Source organism: Tardiphaga sp. (assembly GCF_044336785.1).
Classification (GTDB): Bacteria; Pseudomonadota; Alphaproteobacteria; order Rhizobiales; family Xanthobacteraceae; genus Tardiphaga.
The window spans coordinates 1-18802 of record NZ_JBIIOT010000058.1 but is presented as its reverse complement, the minus strand read 5'-3'; the positions used below and the strand labels follow the sequence as shown (position 1 = coordinate 18802).

Here is an 18802-nt window from a genome sequence, read left to right as displayed (position 1 = left end):
CTGAGGCCTCAATGTTAACCACTCAGTACGGCGTCTACTGGATCACCCGCTTTCGCGGGTGATGACAGTGAGAGACTGCGTTGCTCAGAAATTCCCGATCGCACTGATCCGGAACGTCCGCGGCTGGCCCGGCGACAGGTTGTTGTTGCCGTCGGCCGACGCCCAATAGCCCTTGTTGAAGATGTTTTCGATATTGAGCTGCAGCTTCCAGTTCTGGTTGATCTTCGCATAGAGCGCCGCATCGAAGCGGACGAATCCGGGCAGGCGGACGCTGTCGTCCGACGAGGCATACGAGTTCGAGAAGTAGATCATGCCGACGGCGGCGGCCCAGATCGGATCGATCTGCACCTTGTTCCACCAGGAGAACTGATTGTACGGCACCAGCTGCACGCGATTGCCGGCAAGGATCGTCGCCGATGTATCGCTGGTCACCCGTGCGTCCGTATAGGCATAGCCCACCGTTGATTGCCAGATGTCGGTGACATAGCCGTTCAACGTGGTCTCGAAGCCGCGGATGCGGTTCTTGCCGGACAGGAAGAAGGTGCCGTCGCCATTCGGATTGGCCAGCGGCACATTGCTGCGATCGAGCTGATACACGGCTGCAGTGTATTGCAGGCGCGGCAGGATGTTATACTTGACGCCCACTTCCTTGTTGTCGAACTTCTGCGGATCGAGCAGCACGGTGGACGATGACAGCGCGCTGAACTGGTCGCCCGACGCCGGCAGATACGAGATGCTGTAGCTGCCATAGACCGACAGGTTATCGATCGGCTTCACGATGACCGCCGCGCGCGGCGAGAATTTTGCGTCGGTGCGGCTGCGTGTGATTCCGGTGTTCTGGTCGGTCGCCTGCAGATCGAAATTGTCATAGCGGACGCCCGCAATGATCTGCAGCCAGCGCGTGATGTCGATCTGGTCCTGCACATAGCCCGATGCGATGTTGAGCCGATACTTGCTGTTGGCGTCGGTGGCGATGTGCTGGAACGTGACCGGGCCGAGATAGGCGGAGTCGAAAGGATTGGCGGCGATGGTGTTGCTCAAGCCGCCCGTGCCGTTCGGGAAGAAGCCGGTATTGCGGAAGGAGAGGCCGCTTTGGCGGCCAAACTCTGTGCCGAAAGCGAGGGTGTGGAAGACCGGACCGGTCCAGGTCTTGTAGGTGAAATCGGTCTGGTTGAAGATGTTTTCGCGGTCGGTGGTGTTGTTATAGGCCGCGCGGTTGAACGACGTATCCGTCGTATTCACGGCCCCCGACAGCGTGCCATTGCCGGGATAGATGTTCTGATAGCCGCGCTTGAAGTTCGCATACATGGTGGCGTTGCGCACCGTCAGCCCGTTTTCGAAGTCGTGGTCGATCACGCCCGACACGCGATTGAGATCGACATAGGACTGGTTCAGGCCGGGTGCGCCGTAGAATGCGGTGAGGTCGCCGCCGGGCGCGAAGGGCAGGGCCGGGTTGAAGCGTGTCGATGAGGGTGCGGTATTGCTCAGCGCCTGCGAGGGATTACCGCGATCGGCGGTGCGCTCGTCGTGATAGAGCTCGTAGTCGAGCTTGATCTTGGTGGTATCATTCGGCGTGAAGGCCACGCTCGGATTGAGGCCATAGCGCTCCAGCTTGCCGTATTGCCGGAACGTATCCGAGCCTTCATACATCGCGTTCAGGCGCACGGCGACGTCGGGGTTGACGGCCTGGCCGGCATCCAGCGTGAAGCGGCGATCGCCATAGGAGCCTGACTGCAGCGTGGTCTGATAGACGCGCTGGCCATCGGCTTCTTTCAGCGTGCGATTGACAAGGCCGCCACCGGCGCCGCGGCCGAAGATCAGTGCGCTCGGCCCCTTCAGCACTTCGATGCTCTGCGTGTTGTAGAGATCGCGAAAGTACTGCACGTCATCGCGAAAGCCGTTGACGAAGAAATTGGCACTGGAATCGACGCCGCGGATCACCAGCTCGTCGCGATTGCCTTCGCCCTGATGGATGGCGACGCCGGGCACATAGCGCGTCACGTCGGTCATGCCCTGGAAATTCTGGTCCTGGATGTAGTCCTTGGTCAGCACGCTGATCGACTGCGGGATGTTCAGCAGTGGTGTGTTGGTCTTGGTCGCGGTGGACGTCGAATTGGCGTAGATACCGACGGTGCCGGTGCGGACATCATGCGGCTGGTTGAAAGCCGGCACCGGCTTGGCGGGCGCCTCGGCCTGCCGTGCGGCGGCGGTGCGACGGCGTGCGGCTGGCGTGGCGCGCTGTGTCGCAGCAGTGCGGCGAGAGCGGCGCACGGTATTCGGTGCATCCACGGTCACCGGCGGCAATGGCGAGGCGCCCTGGCGTTGCGCAGCAGCGTTTTGTGCTTGTGCATGCGGTGCGGCCAGCAGCGTCAGCGCGAGCGTGCTCGCGGATAGCAATGTCGCGCGTGCGAACAGCCGGGCCAATGATGGTGTTGAAGGATCCTGGTGCATGCGTCGCTCCCCACGTTGCGCACGATTGATGTCGTTCGCTCATGGGGGAGGCGGCGTTCTGACGCAGCACAACTTAATTTGCTTTTGGGCAGGGGAATAAAACGCGATGTGCGGATTACGGAAAATGCACGCGCCCGCGAAATGAAAATGCCCTGAAAAACAGCTGGTTTTCAATCGGCCCAATCGTCGCAGCGTCCCGTGCGGCGCGGAAATGCTTTGAGATATTCTAACATCAGGAGAAACACGGTGGCGGTTTTCGACAGTCGCGCACTCCTCTGTCCCTCATCCTGAGGAGTGCGCGCAGCGCACGTCTCGAAGGATGGCCGCACGCGCGGAGCCTTGCGGCGCATGGTTCGAGACGCGCGCAAAAGCGCGCTCCTCACCATGAGGGCGGAGCGGGCGCAAGCGCCTCAATCATCCATTTGCAGCCATTCCGCTGCGCCGCGCCACAGCGTGTCGCGATGCTCGGGCCTGAAAAATCCGAAATGTCCGATCTTCTCCGAGCCCGCTTCGATGGGACGGATGCTATCGATATCCGGCTTGATGGATGTAAAACCCGCGCAAAGCATGTCCACCGCCGCGCGCGTCGCCCAGGGATCGTCCGTAAAACTCAACGCCCGCAGCGCGCCGCGATAGCGGGGGAAGTTCACCAGCGCGCGCAGTTTGCGGTCGTCGAAGAAATAGTTGTCGCTGGTGACCCATTTGGCCCATTCGAGAAACACGTTCTTCGGCAGATCGAGGCCTAGTCCGATCTTGCCCGGCGCATAGCCCATCATCTCCGCCAGCGTGGGGCCGATGAATTTCATCAGCGCATAGATGCGGTAGTTCTCCGGCGGCGTCATCAGCCGCCATGTGCCGGCCTGCGCAGCCACCAGCAGCGCGCGCGAGACTTCCGTATTGTTCGGGATCAAGCCCAGCGCCTGGCCGCCGAAGGAATGGCCGACATAGCCGAGTGGCAGCTTGTAGCGCTCGCGCATCCAGTCCACTGCGGCCACCACATCGAGCGCGGCCCAATCAGCCATGGAGGCCCGGAAGCCGCGTAGCGAGGTCGTGCCCTTGGGGCGGGAATCGCCGGTGCCGCGATAATCATAGGTCAGCACCGCACAGCCACGGCTCGCCAGATAGCCGGCGAAGCCCTTGTAGATTTTCCGCGGCACGGCAGTGGCGGAATTGATCAGGACCGCATGGGTCCGGGCGCCGCGCGGTAGATAGAGCGTCGCCCCCAGCGCAAACCCGTCCCCCGCCACGATCGTGATGTCATCGGAAAATGCGTCGTCAGGCGCCGCGTCCGGCAGTCTCATCCTTTAGTTCCCCAGTCAGCACCTGCAGCAAATGCGAATTCGATTGCCGGTGCAAGGGCTTGGCGTGCATGGCCGGGACCGGGGCGATTGGATTTCCAACTGGCGATCCCCATATGGGCCATGTATAACGCGGCCTCCGTCGCCACCTAAGGCGCGGTTTTCAGGAGACAATTTCATGTCCGAGCGGTGGACACCCGAGAGCTGGCGGGGCAAGCCCGTCATGCAGATGCCGGAATATCCGGATGCGAAGGCCCTAGGCGACGTCGAGGCGCAGCTCGCCACGTTTCCGCCGCTGGTTTTTGCGGGTGAGGCCCGTAACCTGAAGAAGCAGCTCGCCCGCGTGGCCAACGGCGAGGCTTTCCTCCTGCAGGGCGGCGATTGCGCCGAGTCCTTCGCCGAGCATGGCGCGAACAACATTCGCGACTTCTTCCGCGCGTTCCTGCAGATGTCGGTCGTCCTCACTTATGCCGGCGCGCTGCCGGTGGTGAAGGTCGGCCGCATCGCCGGCCAGTTCGCCAAGCCGCGGTCGTCGCCGATGGAAAAGGCGGATGGCGTGGAGCTGCCGAGCTATCGCGGCGACATCATCAACGACATCGCCTTCACGGCGGAATCCCGCGTGCCGGATCCGCAGCGCCAGCTGATGGCCTATCGCCAGTCGGCGGCGACGCTGAACCTGCTGCGCGCATTCGCGACGGGCGGCTTCGCCAATCTCGGCAGCGTGCATCAGTGGATGCTCGGCTTCCTCAAGGATTCGCAACAGTCGCGTCGCTACAAGGAACTGGCCGACCGTATCTCCGATGCGCTGAACTTCATGCGCGCCTGCGGCCTCAATCTCGAGAGCCATCCGGAGCTGCGCTCGACCGATTTCTACACCAGCCACGAAGCGCTGCTGCTCGGCTACGAGCAGGCCTTCACCCGCGTCGATTCGACCACGGGCGACTGGTACGCGACCTCCGGCCACATGCTGTGGATCGGCGACCGCACGCGCCAGCTCGATCACGCCCATGTCGAGTACTTCCGCGGCATCAAGAATCCGATCGGCCTCAAATGCGGTCCGTCGCTGAAGGCCGATGAGCTCTTGAAGCTGATCGATATCCTGAACCCGGACAACGAGCCCGGCCGTCTCACGCTGATCAACCGCTTCGGTCACGAGAAGGTCGGCGAGCATCTGCCGGGCTTCATCCGCGCGGTGCAGAAGGAAGGCCGCAAGGTGGTGTGGTCGTGCGATCCGATGCATGGCAACACGATCACGTCGAATTCGGGCTACAAGACCCGCCCGTTCGACCGCATCCTGTCCGAGGTGAAGTCGTTCTTCCAGATTCATGCGGCCGAAGGCACCCATGCCGGCGGCGTGCATCTGGAAATGACCGGCCAGAACGTCACCGAATGCACCGGCGGCGCCCGCGCGATCTCCGACGAGGACCTCAACGACCGCTATCACACGGTCTGCGATCCCCGCCTGAACGCCGAGCAGTCCATCGACATGGCATTCCTGATCGCGGAGCTGCTGAAGACCTCCCGCACGGGCAAGGAGCAGCCGCTCCCGGTTGCTTCGGGTCTGTAAGTGGCAGGCCTTTAGGTGGCGGGCCTTTAGATGAACCGGCTCTGGCGAGCAACCATCAACTCCTGGAATGGGCTTCGCTCCGGCTTCACGTCGGAGCGGGCCATTCGCGAGGAGGTGGTGGCGCTTTTGCTGTCGTTGCCTTTGGCTGTCCTGATCGGCAGCACCATGGCCCGCCGCATCGAGATGGTCGCGGTGGTGATGCTCGTCCTGACCGTCGAACTCCTCAACACCGCCATCGAGAAACTGGCCGACCGGGTCACGATGGAGCATGATTCACAGATTGGTCGTGTGAAAGATCTAGGCTCGGCCGCAGTCGCCATCGCGCTGCTGATCGCCGGGATGGTGTGGCTGTTTGCGCTCGGCGAGCGGGTGGGGTTGTTTTGAGCATAGCCGAAGCATCGAAACTCCGTCTGTCATCGCCCGCGAAAGCGGGCGATCCCGTATGCGATGACGTCTCGGTTCTAATCCGTCCGACAGTGTTGACTGGATCGCCCGGTCAAGCCGGGCGATGACAGTGGAGGTGCGTTGCGATCTCAGGCGGTTGCAACGCTCTAGCCTAAAGGCTTCAATATCCCCATGACAAATTCGACCCGCTTCACCATCACGCTGGCCCAGCTCAATCCGACCGTCGGCGACATCACCGGCAATGCCGAGAAGGCGCGAAAAGCCCGCGCCCAGGCGGCCGCCGACGGCGCCGATGTCGTCGTGCTGCCCGAACTCTTCATCGCCGGCTATCCGCCCGAAGACCTCGTGCTGAAGCCGGCCTTCCAGGCCACCTGCCGCGCCGCCGTCGAAGAGCTCGCCCGCGAAACCGCCGATGGCGGCCCGGCGATGCTGGTCGGCTCGCCCTGGGTCGAGGGGGGCAAGCTCTACAATGCCTGCGCGCTGCTCGATGGCGGCCGCATCGCGGCGATCCGCTTCAAGGTCAACCTGCCGAATTACGGCGTGTTCGACGAGAAGCGCGTGTTTTCACGTGGCTCGGTCTCCGGGCCCGTCACCATCCGCGGCCTGCGCATCGGCGTGCCGATCTGCGAAGATACCTGGATGGAAGAGTCGGCCGACTACGAGGATGTGGTCGAGACGCTCGCCGAGACCGGCGCCGAAATCCTCATCGTGCCGAATGGCTCGCCCTATGCCCGCGGCAAGAACGATCTGCGCCTCAACGTGCAGGTCGCCCGCGTCACCGAGAGCCATCTGCCCCTGGTTTATCTCAATCAGGTCGGCGGCCAGGATGAACTCGTCTTCGACGGTGCGAGTTTTGTGCTCAACGGCGATCGCTCGCTCGGCGTGCAGCTGCCGTCTTTCGTGGAAAACATCACCACCATCACGTTCGAGAAGACGGATGGCGCGTGGCGCTGCAACGGGCCGATCGCAAAGCTGCCGGAAGGCGACGAGGGCGACTACGCCGCCTGCGTGCTCGGCTTGCGCGACTATGTGAACAAGAACGGTTTCCCCGGCGTGCTGATGGGCATTTCCGGCGGCATCGATAGCGCACTCTGCGCCGCCATTGCGGTGGATGCGCTCGGCGCCGATCGCGTGCGTGGCATCATGCTGCCATTCCGCTACACCGCGCAGGTCTCGCTCGATGATGCCGACAAGCTCGCGAAAGCGCTCGGCTTCCGCTACGAGATCCTCCCCATCGCGGAGGCCGTGAACGGCTTCGAAAACATTCTGGCCGACACCTTCAAGGGCCTTGAGCGCGATATCACCGAAGAGAACCTGCAGGCGCGCACCCGCGGCACGCTGCTGATGGCCGTCTCCAACAAGACCGGCGCCATGGTCGTCACCACCGGCAACAAGTCGGAAATGTCGGTGGGCTACGCCACGCTCTATGGCGACATGAATGGCGGCTTCAATCCGATCAAGGATCTCTACAAGACCCAGGTGTTCCGGATCTCGACGCTGCGCAATTCCTGGAAGCCCGAAGGCGCCATGGGGCCGGACGGTGAGGTGATCCCGAACAACATCATCATCCGTCCGCCCACCGCGGAGCTGCGCGAAAACCAGACCGACCAGGACTCGCTGCCGCCTTACGACATTCTCGATGCGATCCTCGAACGCCTCGTCGAGCGCGAGCAGCCTTTGTCGGAGATCGTCGCCGATGGTTTCGAGAAGGACGTGGTGACGCGCATCGATCGCCTGCTCAACATTGCCGAATACAAGCGCCGCCAGGCAGCCCCCGGCGTGAAGGTGACGCGCAAGAATTTCGGCCGGGATCGCCGCTATCCCATCACCAACCGTTTTCGCGATCTGGCGCAGCCGCTGCCGAAGCCGGATGAGGATCTGGTGACGCGGCCGGGCAAGGGCACCAGCGAAGCGTTCGAGCCGTGATACTCCGCTGGATCGCCCGGCTCGACCGGGCGATCCAGTAAACACCGGCGTTGATGATCGAACCGCAGGTTCGTGTTGACTGGATCGCCCGCTTGCGCGGGTGATGACAAAGCGAGAGGGCCGATGTCCCATACGGTCACCACTGGCGCCTTTGCCATCGTGCCGAGCAACGACCTGAAAGCTGCCATCGCATTCTGGGAGCGGCTCGGCTTCGCACGCACCGGCGGAGAGGGCGATTACGTCATCATGACCGGCTGGCAGTGCGAAGTGCATGTGACCCAGGCCGGTGACGGCCCTTGGCGCGTGCCCGATGCCAACCCGTTCGGCGTGTTCATCCGCACGCCCGATGTCGATGCCATCGCTGCACGCGTGGATGATCTGATCATCCGTCCCGGCGGCATTTTGCGTCACCGCGAATGGGGCATGTATGAGGTCGGGATCAACGGCCCCGATGGCCTGCTGGTCCGGATTGGCTGGCCATCCCGATTGATGGACAACGACTAACCGCTGCTACGCGCCGCGCGCCATCGCGGCAAAGGTCGTATCGCTCAGCAATCCGCCACCCTGATACAGCGTCACGATCGGGGACGACGCGATGCTGGTGCCGTTCTTGATGTCATATAGCGCCGAGAACCGGTTCAGCAGTTTGGCGAGCTTGGCGGGATCGGCGAGATCGGTCAGGTCGAGATGCCTCTCCACCACCTTGGCCTGCTGGTCGATATCCATCGCGCCGACTTCATCGGGCAGGTTGAAGGTGGTGCGGAAGACTTCCGCCAGCGCCTTGTCGGCCAGAAGATCATAGGCCGAGGTGATGGTCTGTGCCTTGCGCTCGAAATAGAGCGCAAGCCGCACACCCGGATTGGTTTCGCCCTGCTGCGTTTCCAGCGTCTGCTGCAGATAGCGGCGCTGGGTCTCCATGAACTGGTCGCGGGTCTGCGGTCCGAATTTCGGCAGCCGCGCCATCTCGCCGTCATCGTCGAAATTGAATGAGGCGACGAGTTCCGCGAAGCGCGGATCGGTCTGCGTGTTGACGAAGCTCTTAGGATCGTTGAGATCGGACTCGAACATCTGGCGCAGGTCGGCGGTGGTCACCTCGGTTGGGTCGAGGCCCCTGGCAGTCAGCGCGATGTCGAGTAGCTTGCGATCGGCCAGCAGGTCTTTCACGCTCTCGATATTGGCGATCGTGTTCTGATAATAGACCGCGTCCTTGTCGGCAGTTTCGCGCAGCGCTTCCTGCTCCTTGCCTTTGGTGAAGCGCGTCTTGCTGATGATGTAGTCCTTCATCACCTGCGTCACTTCAGTTGCATCCTGCGCCACCACTGGGGTCGTGATGTTGCCGCTGCTGTCGAAATTGAAGGCGCTGGCGAGCTGGACGAAGCGATCGTCCTTCAGCTTGTTCGCGTAGCTGCGGGGATCGTCCAGATCGCTCATCAGCACGTTCTTGATGGTGGTCGGCGAGACCGTTTCGGGATCGATACCAAATGATTTCAGCGCGAAATTGTACACATTCGGCGTCTTCAGGAAGTTGTCGATTGTCTTCACATTGGCGAGGCCGGAGCGATATTGCCGGATCAGCGAGGCCGAATAGGTCTCGTCTGCGGCGAGATAGACGGCGCCCTGGCTGTTGACATATTTGGAGTGGGTGGTGGTCAACTGGGCCGCGGTCTGCGCCGGGGTGCCGGCGGGCAATGTGCCATCTGCCGAGAATTCAAAGGCGCCGGCCAGCGCGACATAGCTGTCGATGGTCTCGAGCGCCTTGCGGTAGCTGACGACGCTGATCTCGTTCATCGACCCGCGCGCGCGTTCCAGCTCGATCTTGCGGCGGAGATCCGCCATGTCGGCGCCCGGCTGTTTCAGCTGCGCCGTATAGGCGTCGATCTTGGCGGCCGCGTCCAGCATCGCTGCCTGCGCCTTGCTGACATTGGCGTTGATGTCGGCCTTCTGCGAGACCCAGACGGAATTGACATAGCTGTTCGGATCCGCGGGGTCGCTGCCCAGCACCTTGCTGATCGTGTCGTGAGACCAGAGAGCCTTGTCGATCCCGTAGGCCGAGAAAACATAGTCGCGCAGCTTCTCGTCAGCGAGCAGGCCGTTGACATTGGTGACCTTGCCGATGGTGAGATTGTAGTAGCTCTTGTTGGCATCGAGCGCCTCGACGCCGCTTTTGGCCACCGCCGTATAGAGGCCGATCATGTCGTCGGTCTGGTTAGCGGATTGGGCGGCCTTGGTGTCGGTGCTGGTGGTGCCGAACGCGAAGGCGGCAGCGAAGTCGCGATAGCGTTTGTCGCTCAGCTTGTTGGCAAAGCTGTTGGCGTCGGAGAGGTCGCTTTCCAGTACCTTGCGCAGAAAGGCTTTTGCGTAGGCCATGTCTTCGAGGCCATAGGCCTTGGTCGCGTAGCTATAGAGGCGGAAATCATTCAGGAGATCATCGACGCTTGTCACATTGCCGATGTTCTCCTTGTAGTAGGCGGAGTCCTTGCTCACATCGGCCTGCTGCGAAATCTTCTGCATCGATTTCTGCAGGTCGCGCGACACCAGATTGTAGTTCAGATAGGTGGAGACCATCGGACCAGCCTTTCGGATTCATCCGATGATACCGGCAGGAGGTTATCCGAAGCTTGCGCGGTTCCGGCGCAATTTTAGCGATGCGTAGTCCGCAGGGCGAACGGACCGCGTCGTGACGTGGTCACTCCACGACACCCGCTTCGCGAAGCCGCGCGATGTCATCGCTGCTGCGTCCGATCCCCGCCAGCACCTCATCCGTATGCGCACCCAGCGCCGGTCCCTGCCATTTCACTTCGCCCGGCGTCTCCGACAATTTCGGCGAGATGCCCGGCATCTTCACCTCGGCGCCGCCCGGCAATGTCGCCGGCAGGATCATGTCGCGGGCGATGAAATGCGGATCGCTGACAATATCGGCGACCGAATAGATGCGGCCCGACGGCACGTCGGCAGCTTCCAGCGCGGCGAGCACATCGTCCATGCCGAGCTTGCCGGTCCAATCGGAGATCGCCTGATCGATCATCGCGGTCTGCGGCACGCGCCCATCATTATGGGCGAGGCTGGGATCGTCGGCGAGATCCGGCCGGCCGATCACATTCATCAAACGCTTGAAGATCGCATTGCTGTTGCCGGCGATGACGGCATATTGGCCGTCCGCCGTCTCATAGGTGTTCGATGGCGTGATGCCCGGCAGCGAGCCGCCGCTGCGCGTGCGGATCTGGCCGTCCAGCGCATATTCCGGCACCGTGCTTTCCATCATGTTGAACACGCTCTCATAGAGCGAGACATCGACGATCTGGCCGCCGCCTTGTCCGGTTTTCACACGCAGCAGCGACATCAGCGCGCCCATCACGCCATGCAGTGATGCGAGGCTGTCGCCGATGGAGACGCCGACGCGGGCAGGGGGCGCATCGGGGCTGCCGGTGGTGTAGCGCAACCCGCCCATGGCTTCGCCGATGGCGCCGAAGCCGGACTTGTCGCGATAGGGGCCGGTCTGGCCGAAGCCGGAAATCCGCACCAGCGTGAGATTGGGATTGAGCTTCGAGAGCACATCCCAGCCGAGCCCGAGCTTCTCCATGCCGCCCGGCTTGAAATTCTCGATGACCACATCGGCGGATGCCGCGAGGTCACGCGCAATGGCCAGGCCTTCGGGCGATTTGAGATCGAGCGCGATCGACTTCTTGTTGCGCGACTGCAGATACCACCAGACGGAGGTGCCTTCGTGCAGCTTGCGCCAGGTGCGCAACGGATCGCCTGACCCCGGCTGTTCGATCTTGATGACCTCGGCACCGAATTCCGCAAACAGCCTTGCTGCAAAAGGTGCCGCGATCAGTGTGCCGAATTCGACGACGCGAATGCCTGCGAGTGGTCCGCTCACCTTGGTGTCTCCCGACGATCTTGTTTTCGCCCGGCGCGACCGGGCGATCCAGTAAACACTGATGTTTGTAATGAAGTCGAGACGCCCCGGTGGACGGACGCACCCGCATTCGCGGGCGACGACAAACGGAGTGCCGCGCAGTGATGCGCGACTTACTGCTTCGTATTGTTCGGCAGGAACTGCGGTCCCACCTGCCTGATCTGCCCGGGCGTGCCCTGCGCAGCTGGTGGCTGCGCCGGTGCGGGCGCTGCTTCCGGCGCTGCGTTCTTCTTCAGCGCGGCGGGCGTGCCCTTCTGCTGCTGTGGCTGCGACATCCGCTTGGCGCGTTCTTCGGTGACGATGATGTCGCCATTCTGCGCGGCAGCGCTGTCATCGATGGTTTTCAGCGCGTCGGCCCAGGTCTGGCCCTGTGCCTTGCACGAGCAGGATGGATTGAACTCGGTGCGATACTTGAACGCGTTCGGTGACGACGAATAAGGCTGGCCGGCGATCGACACCGCCGCATTCATGTCCTCGCCGGGATTGCGATAGGTGTAGAGATTGGCGTCGGTCGCCGGGCACTGTGCCTTGCAGGCGCGCTCGTCATCGGCGAAGCGTCCGGGGACGGTGGTAAACGAGATCGGGAAGTAGAAGCCGTCGCAGGTGCGCACGCAGACGGTGCGATAGGTGCCCTGCGGCACGCTCGACATCATGTCGCCGCCGGGCGGGATGTCGCCGGGGCTGGATTCGTTGTTGCCGAACAGATTGCTGAGAAATCCGCCGGGGCCGGAATTCTGCTGCTGGCGCGCGGCGGCCGCATATTGCGGGCCGCACTGGTTCTGCGCCAATGCCATCAGCACCGAGCGGCGCTGGCTGTCGCGATCCGACGAGCCCGGCGTGCCGACGCGCAGGCGCTCGAGATTGGTGGTCATCTGATCCAGGTTGCCGCGCATCTGCTGGATCTGGTTGTTCACCGGTCCGCATTGCGCCGACTGGCCGGAGAACAGCGAGAAGAAGCCGGACGAGTCGCAGCCCATGCGTTTGGCCTGCTGCGACACGCGATCGAGTTCGTTCTGCTGCTTGCTGACCGCTTCTTCAAAGCGCCGGATCTGTTCGGCGCGCGCGGGATCGAGGCCGTTGCCGCGATCGATGGTGGCGAGCTGCGCTTCGAGCCGGCCGCACATCGGATTGGCCGATTGCTGCTGCTGCGCCTGGCTCGGCGGATAGACCTGCGCGGGATAACCTTGCGCGCGTGCTTCGCCATGGAATGCAGAGACGCCGATCAGCGCGGCGCAGGCGAGGGCCCCGAAGGTCCAACGCGAAAAAGTGGCAGTCACAGGTACAGACATATCCGGCCGATGAACGAGGAACGGGCGGGTGCGCGATCAGACCGCGCGCCCGAGCCGTCATTGCCATATGCACGCGATGAAATTGCGGCGATGAAAGCGTCTCATAGCCGCTTCCGGGGGCGCGGTCACGCCGATTCCGGTGCCTCCGTGTTGCCGCAAGCCAGCCGCCGTGATGCCGCACCGAACCGGGGCTGACGCTGCGAGAACCGTCTCAGCGATTGCAGGTGATGGCGACAAATTCGTCGCACTTGCCGGACTTGCAGGCGCCGCCGCTGGACGAAATCGAGCCGGTCACTTCATCGGGATCGACCCGGCGATAGGCTACCGCCTGCTTGAATTCCCGCGACTTGCAATAGGATAGCGCCGCCGACGCGCCGCACTTCTCGCTTTTGGCGAGGCACTGGTCGATGCCATAGCCATCCGGCTGGTTGGCGATGATGAAGACACGGGAATCGGCCCACGCGGCCGAGGAAGCGACCGCGAAAACGGCGGTGAGAGCAGCGATAATGATTTTCATGACCCACCAAGCAAATGAGGAACCGGGTTCCACCTCGATAAACCTCAATGGTTAACGATGCTTAACCATGGCGGCCCGGTACGCAGCGATTACGGCCGAAATGTGCCGTGGTTGCGTTCTCCCAGCGGGGGCTTGCGGCAGACTTGCGGCGCTTGACGGTGAAATCGTGCTGCCGCATGGTGCCGGCATGAACGGTTTCCTCGCCATTTGTACGATTTGCCGCGAGATTATGCGCTAGCGATTCGCTGGCTGAGGCCGTCTTTTTCTCACTCGAGATCACCGGACGCCCGGCCGCCCAGCCGACGGACATCCCATGGAACTGCGCCTCTACGACACCCTGACCCGCGAAAAACGGGTCTTTACGCCGATCGATGCCAGCAATGTCCGGATGTATGTCTGCGGCCCCACGGTCTATGATTTCGCCCATATCGGCAATGCGCGGCCCGTGATCGTATTCGACGTGCTGTTCCGCCTGCTGCGGCACATCTATGGCGACAGTCACGTCACCTATGTGCGCAACATCACCGACGTCGATGACAAGATCAACGACCGCGCGCTGCGCGATTATCCCGGCCTGCCGCTCAACGAGGCGATCCGCAAGGTCACCGAGAAGACCGCCGATCAATTCCAGGCGGACGTGAAAGCGCTTGGCTGCCTGCCGCCGACCGTGCAGCCGCGCGCGACTGAATTCGTGCTGCCGCGGTCAGACGGCAAGACCGACATGGTGACGCTGATCAAGGAATTGATCGCGCGCGGCCATGCCTATGAAGCCGAAGGCGAGGTGCTGTTCGACACGCAGTCGATGCCGGACTACGGCGCGCTGTCCGGCCGCAAGCTCGAGGACCAGCAGGCCGGCGCACGCGTGGCCGTCGATGCGCACAAGAAGCATCCGACCGATTTCGTGCTGTGGAAGGAGTCCTCCCCGGAAGAACCCGGCTGGGAGTCGCCATGGGGCAGGGGACGCCCGGGCTGGCACATCGAATGCTCGGCGATGTCGGCGGCCTATCTCGGCACGACCTTCGACATTCACGGCGGCGGTCTCGACCTGATCTTCCCGCATCATGAAAACGAGATCGCGCAATCGCGCTGCGCCCACGGCACGCATGCGATGGCGAATTACTGGATGCATAACGGCTTCCTGCAGGTCGAAGGCGAGAAGATGTCGAAGAGCCTCGGCAACTTCTTCACCATTCGCGAGCTGCTCGATGATTGGCCGGGCGAAGTGCTGCGCCTGAATATGCTCAAGACGCATTACCGTTCGCCGGTCGATTGGACGGTGAAGGGACTTGAGGAGAGCGCCAGGACGCTCGACGACTGGTACTGGGTCGCGGCTGATACGGCCCGCGGCGCGATTTCCGATAAAGTCAGTGAAACGCTGTTCGACGATCTGAACACGCCGCAACTCGTTGCTGCCTTGCACGGCCTGCGCAACAGCGCAGCCGCTGGAAACGAGTCCGATCGGGCAACATTTGCGGCATCGCTGCGCGTACTTGGCTTCCTGTCCGAGAGTGCAGCCGACTGGAAAAATCGCAAGCAGCAGGCGAGCGGTGTCGATGCCGCGAAGGTCGATGGATTGATCGCCGAACGCACAGCTGCCCGTGCACGAAAAGACTTCAAGGAATCCGACCGCCTCCGCGATGAGCTCGCCGCGATGGGCGTCGTGATCAAGGATTCCAAGGAAGGCACCACTTGGGAGATCGCGCGATGAGCCGTCCTGACACGCCGTTTCCAAAACACTGGAAATATTACATCGCCATCAAATGGGCGCTGATCATCGGCGCGATCGCGCTGGCACTGAAACTGGTGGGCTACTGGTAAGAGTGATGGCGAGTTCGAAAGCAAAACCGGGCCTGCGTCCGTTCCTCCCCGAGGACACAGCCATCGCGGCGGCGATCTATGTGGCGTCCATCGCCGATCTCACCGGCGACGATTACAGCGAGGCGCAGCAGGAAGCCTGGGCACAGGCGGGTGATGACGAGGCAACATTCGGCAAGCGCCTCGGCTCGCAGCTCACTTTGATCGCGACGCTCGATAGCATTCCGGTTGGATTTGCGTCACTGAAAGGCGCGGATCACATCGATCTGCTCTACGTGCATCCGAATGCGGTGCTGCAGGGCGTCGCCTCGACGCTGGTCGATGCGCTGGAGAAACTTGCCGGCGCCCGCGGCGCGACAGGGCTCACGGTGGATGCCAGCGATACCGCGCTCGAATTCTTCATGAAGCGCGGCTACATCGCGACCCAGCGCAACAGCGTGCCGCTGCATGACGAGTGGCTGGCGAACACGACGATGAAGAAGGCGCTGGCTGCGAATTCGTAGGATGGGTTGAGCGTCTTCGCGAAAACCCATCGGCGGAGTCTGCGGCAACGACGGAATGATGGGTTATCGCTCCGGCGCTGCGCGCCTTCGCTCAACCCATCCTACGTCACAGCCTTGTCGCGACATCCGGCGCGAGCTTCTTGCCCTCGCTTGGCGCTTTCGCAGCCGCAGAACGCAGGCGGGGCAGGATGTCCTCGGTGCGATCGGCGGTCAGCACGTCCAGCGGCAGTGTCGGGCGAATGAAAGCTGTCGTGCGCATATGCGTGAGCAGCGTCAGCAATGGCTCCCAGAACCCATCGATATTCGCCATCAGGATCGGCTTCGAGTGCCGGCCAAGCTGCTGCCAGGTGAGCTGTTCGACCAGCTCCTCCAGCGTGCCGATGCCGCCAGGTAGCGCGACGAAGGCGTCGGAGCGCTCGAACATCAACCGTTTGCGCTCATGCATGTCGTGGGTGACGATCAGCTCTTGCGCGCCGACCAGGGCGTTTTCGCGCTTGGTCAGGAATTCCGGGATGATGCCGGTGACATGGCCGCCATGGTCCAGAACCGACTTCGCAACTGCACCCATCAAACCGATGGAGCCGCCGCCATAGACCAGCCCGATACCGTTCTCGGCCATGGCCTTGCCGAGGCCGACTGCCGATTCGATGAATTGGGGATTGGTGCCGGGGCCGGAGCCGCAATAGACGCAGATTGTTTTAAGAGTGCTCATGATTTGGCATGTGGCATCGCCTCGTGACACGGTCAAGACGCGGTTGATCGCATGGCGGGAAATTCATGCCGGGGACAGCTTCCGGACAGTGAAATGTTTCCCCGGAAGGGTGCGACAACCCGTCAAAGCTCCTATATGAGCGTGATGCGAAAGACGTTTCCTGCGCGGCCCGGCGCCGCTGCTTGTTTGCTGCCGGGCGCGATTGATGACTGACACCCATTCCAAGACACATGAGAACAAGGTTCCGCTGCACGCGCTGGAGCGTGCAACGCTCTTTGGCACGCTCACGCATCTGTGGCCGTATATCTGGCCGAGCGATCGCGCCGACCTGAAGGCCCGCGTCGCCTGGTCGATGGTGCTGTTGCTGATCGCAAAAGTCGCGACCCTGATCGTACCCTTTACCTTCAAATGGGCGACGGATGCGCTGAGCGGTACCGGCTCGGCGCCCATCGCGCCATCGAACTGGATGCTGTGGGCGATTGCATCGCCGATCGCGATGACGGCGAGTTACGGACTCGTGCGCGTGCTGATGGCGGTATTCACGCAATGGCGCGACGGCATCTTTGCCAGCGTTGCCATGCATGCGGTGCGCAAGCTCGCTTATCTCACTTTCGTGCATATGCACGAGCTGTCGCTGCGCTTCCATCTGGAGCGCAAGACCGGCGGGCTCACGCGCGTGCTCGAGCGCGGGCGCGAGGGCATCGAGGTCATCGTCCGCATGGTGATCCTGCAGGCGATCCCCACCGTGGTCGAACTGGCGCTGGTCATGGCGGTGCTGGTCTGGCAATTCGACTGGCGCTATGCCGCCGTGGTGGCGCTGACCGTGATCCTCTATTGCTGGTTCACCTATATCGCGACCGAATGGCGGATCGAGATCCGCCGCAAGATGAACGAGTCCGATAGCGACGCCAATACCAAGGCAATCGACTCGCTGCTGAATTACGAGACGGTGAAATATTTCAGCGCCGAGGCCCGCGAGGCCGAGCGCTATGATCGCAGCGTTGCGCGGTTCGAACGCGCCAGCGTTAAAACCTATACGTCGCTGGCAGTGTTGAATGCCGGGCAGGCGGTGATCTTCACCATTGGCCTGACGCTGACCATGATGCTGTGCGTCACCGGCATCCGCAGCGGTACGCATACGGTCGGTGATTTCGTCATGGTCAATGCCATGATGATCCAGCTGTATCAGCCGCTCAATCTCGTCGGCATGATGTATCGCGAGATCAAGCAGGCGATCATCGATATCGAAAAACTGTTCGGCGTATTGAACCGCGATGCCGAGGTGAAGGATCGTCCGGGCGTTCTGCCGCTGGCGGTGAGCGACGGCGCGATCCGTTTCGACGACGTGCGATTCTCGTATGATCCCGAACGACCGATCCTGAAAGGGCTGAGTTTTGAAGTGCCGGCCGGCAAGACGGTCGCGGTGGTCGGGCCGTCGGGCGCTGGCAAATCCACGATCTCGCGCTTGCTGTATCGGCTTTACGATGTTTCGGGCGGTCGCATCACCATTGACGGGCAGGATATCCGCGACGTCACGCAATCGTCGCTGCGTGCCTCCATCGGCATGGTGCCGCAGGACACCGTGCTGTTCAACGACACCATCCGTTACAATATCCGCTACGGCCGCTGGGATGCTTCCGATGAGGAAGTGGAAGAGGCGGCCCGGATGGCACAGATCGATCCGTTCATCCGCATGGCGCCGAGGGGCTACGAAACCGAAGTCGGCGAGCGCGGCCTGAAGCTCTCCGGCGGCGAGAAGCAGCGCGTGGCGATCGCGCGCACGGTGCTGAAGGCGCCGCCGATCCTGTTGCTGGACGAAGCGACGTCGGCGCTCGACAGTCACACCGAGCAGGAGATCCAGGACGCGCTGGAAAAGGTCTCCAAGGGCCGCACCTCGCTGGTGATCGCGCATCGGCTCTCCACCATCGTGGGTGCGGACGAGATCATCGTGCTGGAGCAGGGCCGCATCGCCGAGCGCGGCACGCACGCGCAGCTGCTGGTCGCCGGCGGGCTCTATGCCAGCATGTGGAACAGGCAGCGCGAAGCGGAAGCGGCGCGCGAGAAGCTGGCCCAGATCGGCGAGGATGGCACCAGCGCGCCGAATCGGCGGCCACCGCTGGTCGAAGAGGGCGGCGAAGAGCCGGTCGTAAGGCCTGACGCGGCGGAGTAGTGCTTGTCCCCTCGCCACCGCGCAGCGCAGCTGCGTGGGGGAGAGGGTGGATCGACCGCGTGAGCGGGCGAGACGGGAGAGGGGGCGCCCCACGGGATGAAGCCGATGGCTTGTGCACGGGCCTCTGTGACAACGAGTATTTAGGAGTAGACGGCCCCTCTCCCGGCGCAGCGCTTCGCGCGCGCCACCCTCTCCCCAAAGGGGAGAGGGGACGAAAGACCGACGCGGCG

Annotated in this window: 15 protein-coding genes; 7 read left to right on the top strand and 8 right to left on the bottom strand. The window is 62.6% G+C overall.

Annotated features, from left to right (window positions below):
* Positions 1-84: 84 nt before the first annotated feature.
* Positions 85-2451 carry a TonB-dependent receptor gene (locus ACIQ2A_RS16775; protein WP_398481214.1) on the bottom strand — a complete coding sequence of 789 codons (2367 nt, stop codon included), beginning with the start codon at positions 2449-2451 and terminating at the stop codon, positions 85-87.
* Between the two features lie 410 nt (positions 2452-2861).
* Positions 2862-3752 (bottom strand): alpha/beta fold hydrolase, encoded by an 891-nt coding sequence (locus ACIQ2A_RS16770; protein WP_398481211.1) that lies wholly within the window; start codon positions 3750-3752, stop codon positions 2862-2864.
* A 175-nt stretch (positions 3753-3927) separates the two neighbouring features.
* Here ACIQ2A_RS16770 and ACIQ2A_RS16765 point away from each other — a divergent pair, with 175 nt between their 5' ends.
* The 4 genes from ACIQ2A_RS16765 (at position 3928) to ACIQ2A_RS16750 (ending at position 8151) form a co-directional block, all read left to right on the top strand.
* The gene (locus ACIQ2A_RS16765; RefSeq protein WP_398481209.1) at positions 3928-5316 is read left to right on the top strand and encodes a class II 3-deoxy-7-phosphoheptulonate synthase; all 1389 of its coding nucleotides are present in this window, start codon (positions 3928-3930) and stop codon (positions 5314-5316) included.
* A 30-nt stretch (positions 5317-5346) separates the two neighbouring features.
* Positions 5347-5700, top strand: coding sequence for a diacylglycerol kinase (locus ACIQ2A_RS16760; protein WP_398481207.1), 354 nt, complete (start codon positions 5347-5349; stop codon positions 5698-5700).
* A gap of 192 nt (positions 5701-5892) precedes the next feature.
* On the top strand, positions 5893-7647 hold the full coding sequence (locus ACIQ2A_RS16755; protein WP_398481205.1) for an NAD+ synthase: 1755 nt from the start codon (positions 5893-5895) through the stop codon (positions 7645-7647).
* A gap of 123 nt (positions 7648-7770) precedes the next feature.
* Complete coding sequence (locus tag ACIQ2A_RS16750; protein WP_398481203.1) at positions 7771-8151, top strand: VOC family protein; 381 nt, start codon at positions 7771-7773, stop codon at positions 8149-8151.
* Between the two features lie 6 nt (positions 8152-8157).
* Here the strand turns inward: ACIQ2A_RS16750 and ACIQ2A_RS16745 are convergent, their stop codons facing one another.
* From ACIQ2A_RS16745 to ACIQ2A_RS16725, 5 genes are all read right to left on the bottom strand, one after another.
* Positions 8158-10212 carry a DUF1217 domain-containing protein gene (locus tag ACIQ2A_RS16745; protein WP_398481200.1) on the bottom strand — a complete coding sequence of 685 codons (2055 nt, stop codon included), beginning with the start codon at positions 10210-10212 and terminating at the stop codon, positions 8158-8160.
* A 121-nt stretch (positions 10213-10333) separates the two neighbouring features.
* A complete protein-coding gene (locus ACIQ2A_RS16740; protein WP_398481198.1) occupies positions 10334-11527 on the bottom strand; it encodes a CaiB/BaiF CoA transferase family protein in 1194 nt (397 codons plus the stop codon).
* A 152-nt stretch (positions 11528-11679) separates the two neighbouring features.
* Positions 11680-12855, bottom strand: coding sequence for a DUF2865 domain-containing protein (locus ACIQ2A_RS16735; protein ID WP_398481196.1), 1176 nt, complete (start codon positions 12853-12855; stop codon positions 11680-11682).
* Positions 12856-13066: 211 nt separating this feature from the next.
* Positions 13067-13372: a hypothetical protein gene (locus tag ACIQ2A_RS16730; RefSeq protein ID WP_398481194.1), complete on the bottom strand. Its 306-nt coding sequence runs from the start codon at positions 13370-13372 to the stop codon at positions 13067-13069.
* A 61-nt stretch (positions 13373-13433) separates the two neighbouring features.
* The gene (locus ACIQ2A_RS16725) at positions 13434-13682 is read right to left on the bottom strand and encodes a hypothetical protein (protein WP_398481192.1); all 249 of its coding nucleotides are present in this window, start codon (positions 13680-13682) and stop codon (positions 13434-13436) included.
* Between the two features lie 3 nt (positions 13683-13685).
* On the opposite strand from ACIQ2A_RS16725, the gene cysS reads away from it, so the two are divergent.
* Positions 13686-15080: a cysteine--tRNA ligase gene (gene cysS / locus ACIQ2A_RS16720; protein WP_398481190.1), complete on the top strand. Its 1395-nt coding sequence runs from the start codon at positions 13686-13688 to the stop codon at positions 15078-15080.
* A gap of 115 nt (positions 15081-15195) precedes the next feature.
* Complete coding sequence (locus ACIQ2A_RS16715; protein ID WP_398481188.1) at positions 15196-15690, top strand: GNAT family N-acetyltransferase; 495 nt, start codon at positions 15196-15198, stop codon at positions 15688-15690.
* A gap of 106 nt (positions 15691-15796) precedes the next feature.
* Here ACIQ2A_RS16715 and ACIQ2A_RS16710 read toward each other — a convergent pair whose 3' ends face one another.
* Positions 15797-16402, bottom strand: a complete 606-nt coding sequence (locus ACIQ2A_RS16710; protein WP_398481186.1) for a TIGR00730 family Rossman fold protein — start codon at positions 16400-16402, stop codon at positions 15797-15799.
* A gap of 205 nt (positions 16403-16607) precedes the next feature.
* Between ACIQ2A_RS16710 and ACIQ2A_RS16705 the strand changes: the two genes are divergently transcribed.
* Positions 16608-18572: an ABCB family ABC transporter ATP-binding protein/permease gene (locus ACIQ2A_RS16705; protein WP_398481184.1), complete on the top strand. Its 1965-nt coding sequence runs from the start codon at positions 16608-16610 to the stop codon at positions 18570-18572.
* The last annotated feature ends 230 nt before the right edge of the window (positions 18573-18802 follow it).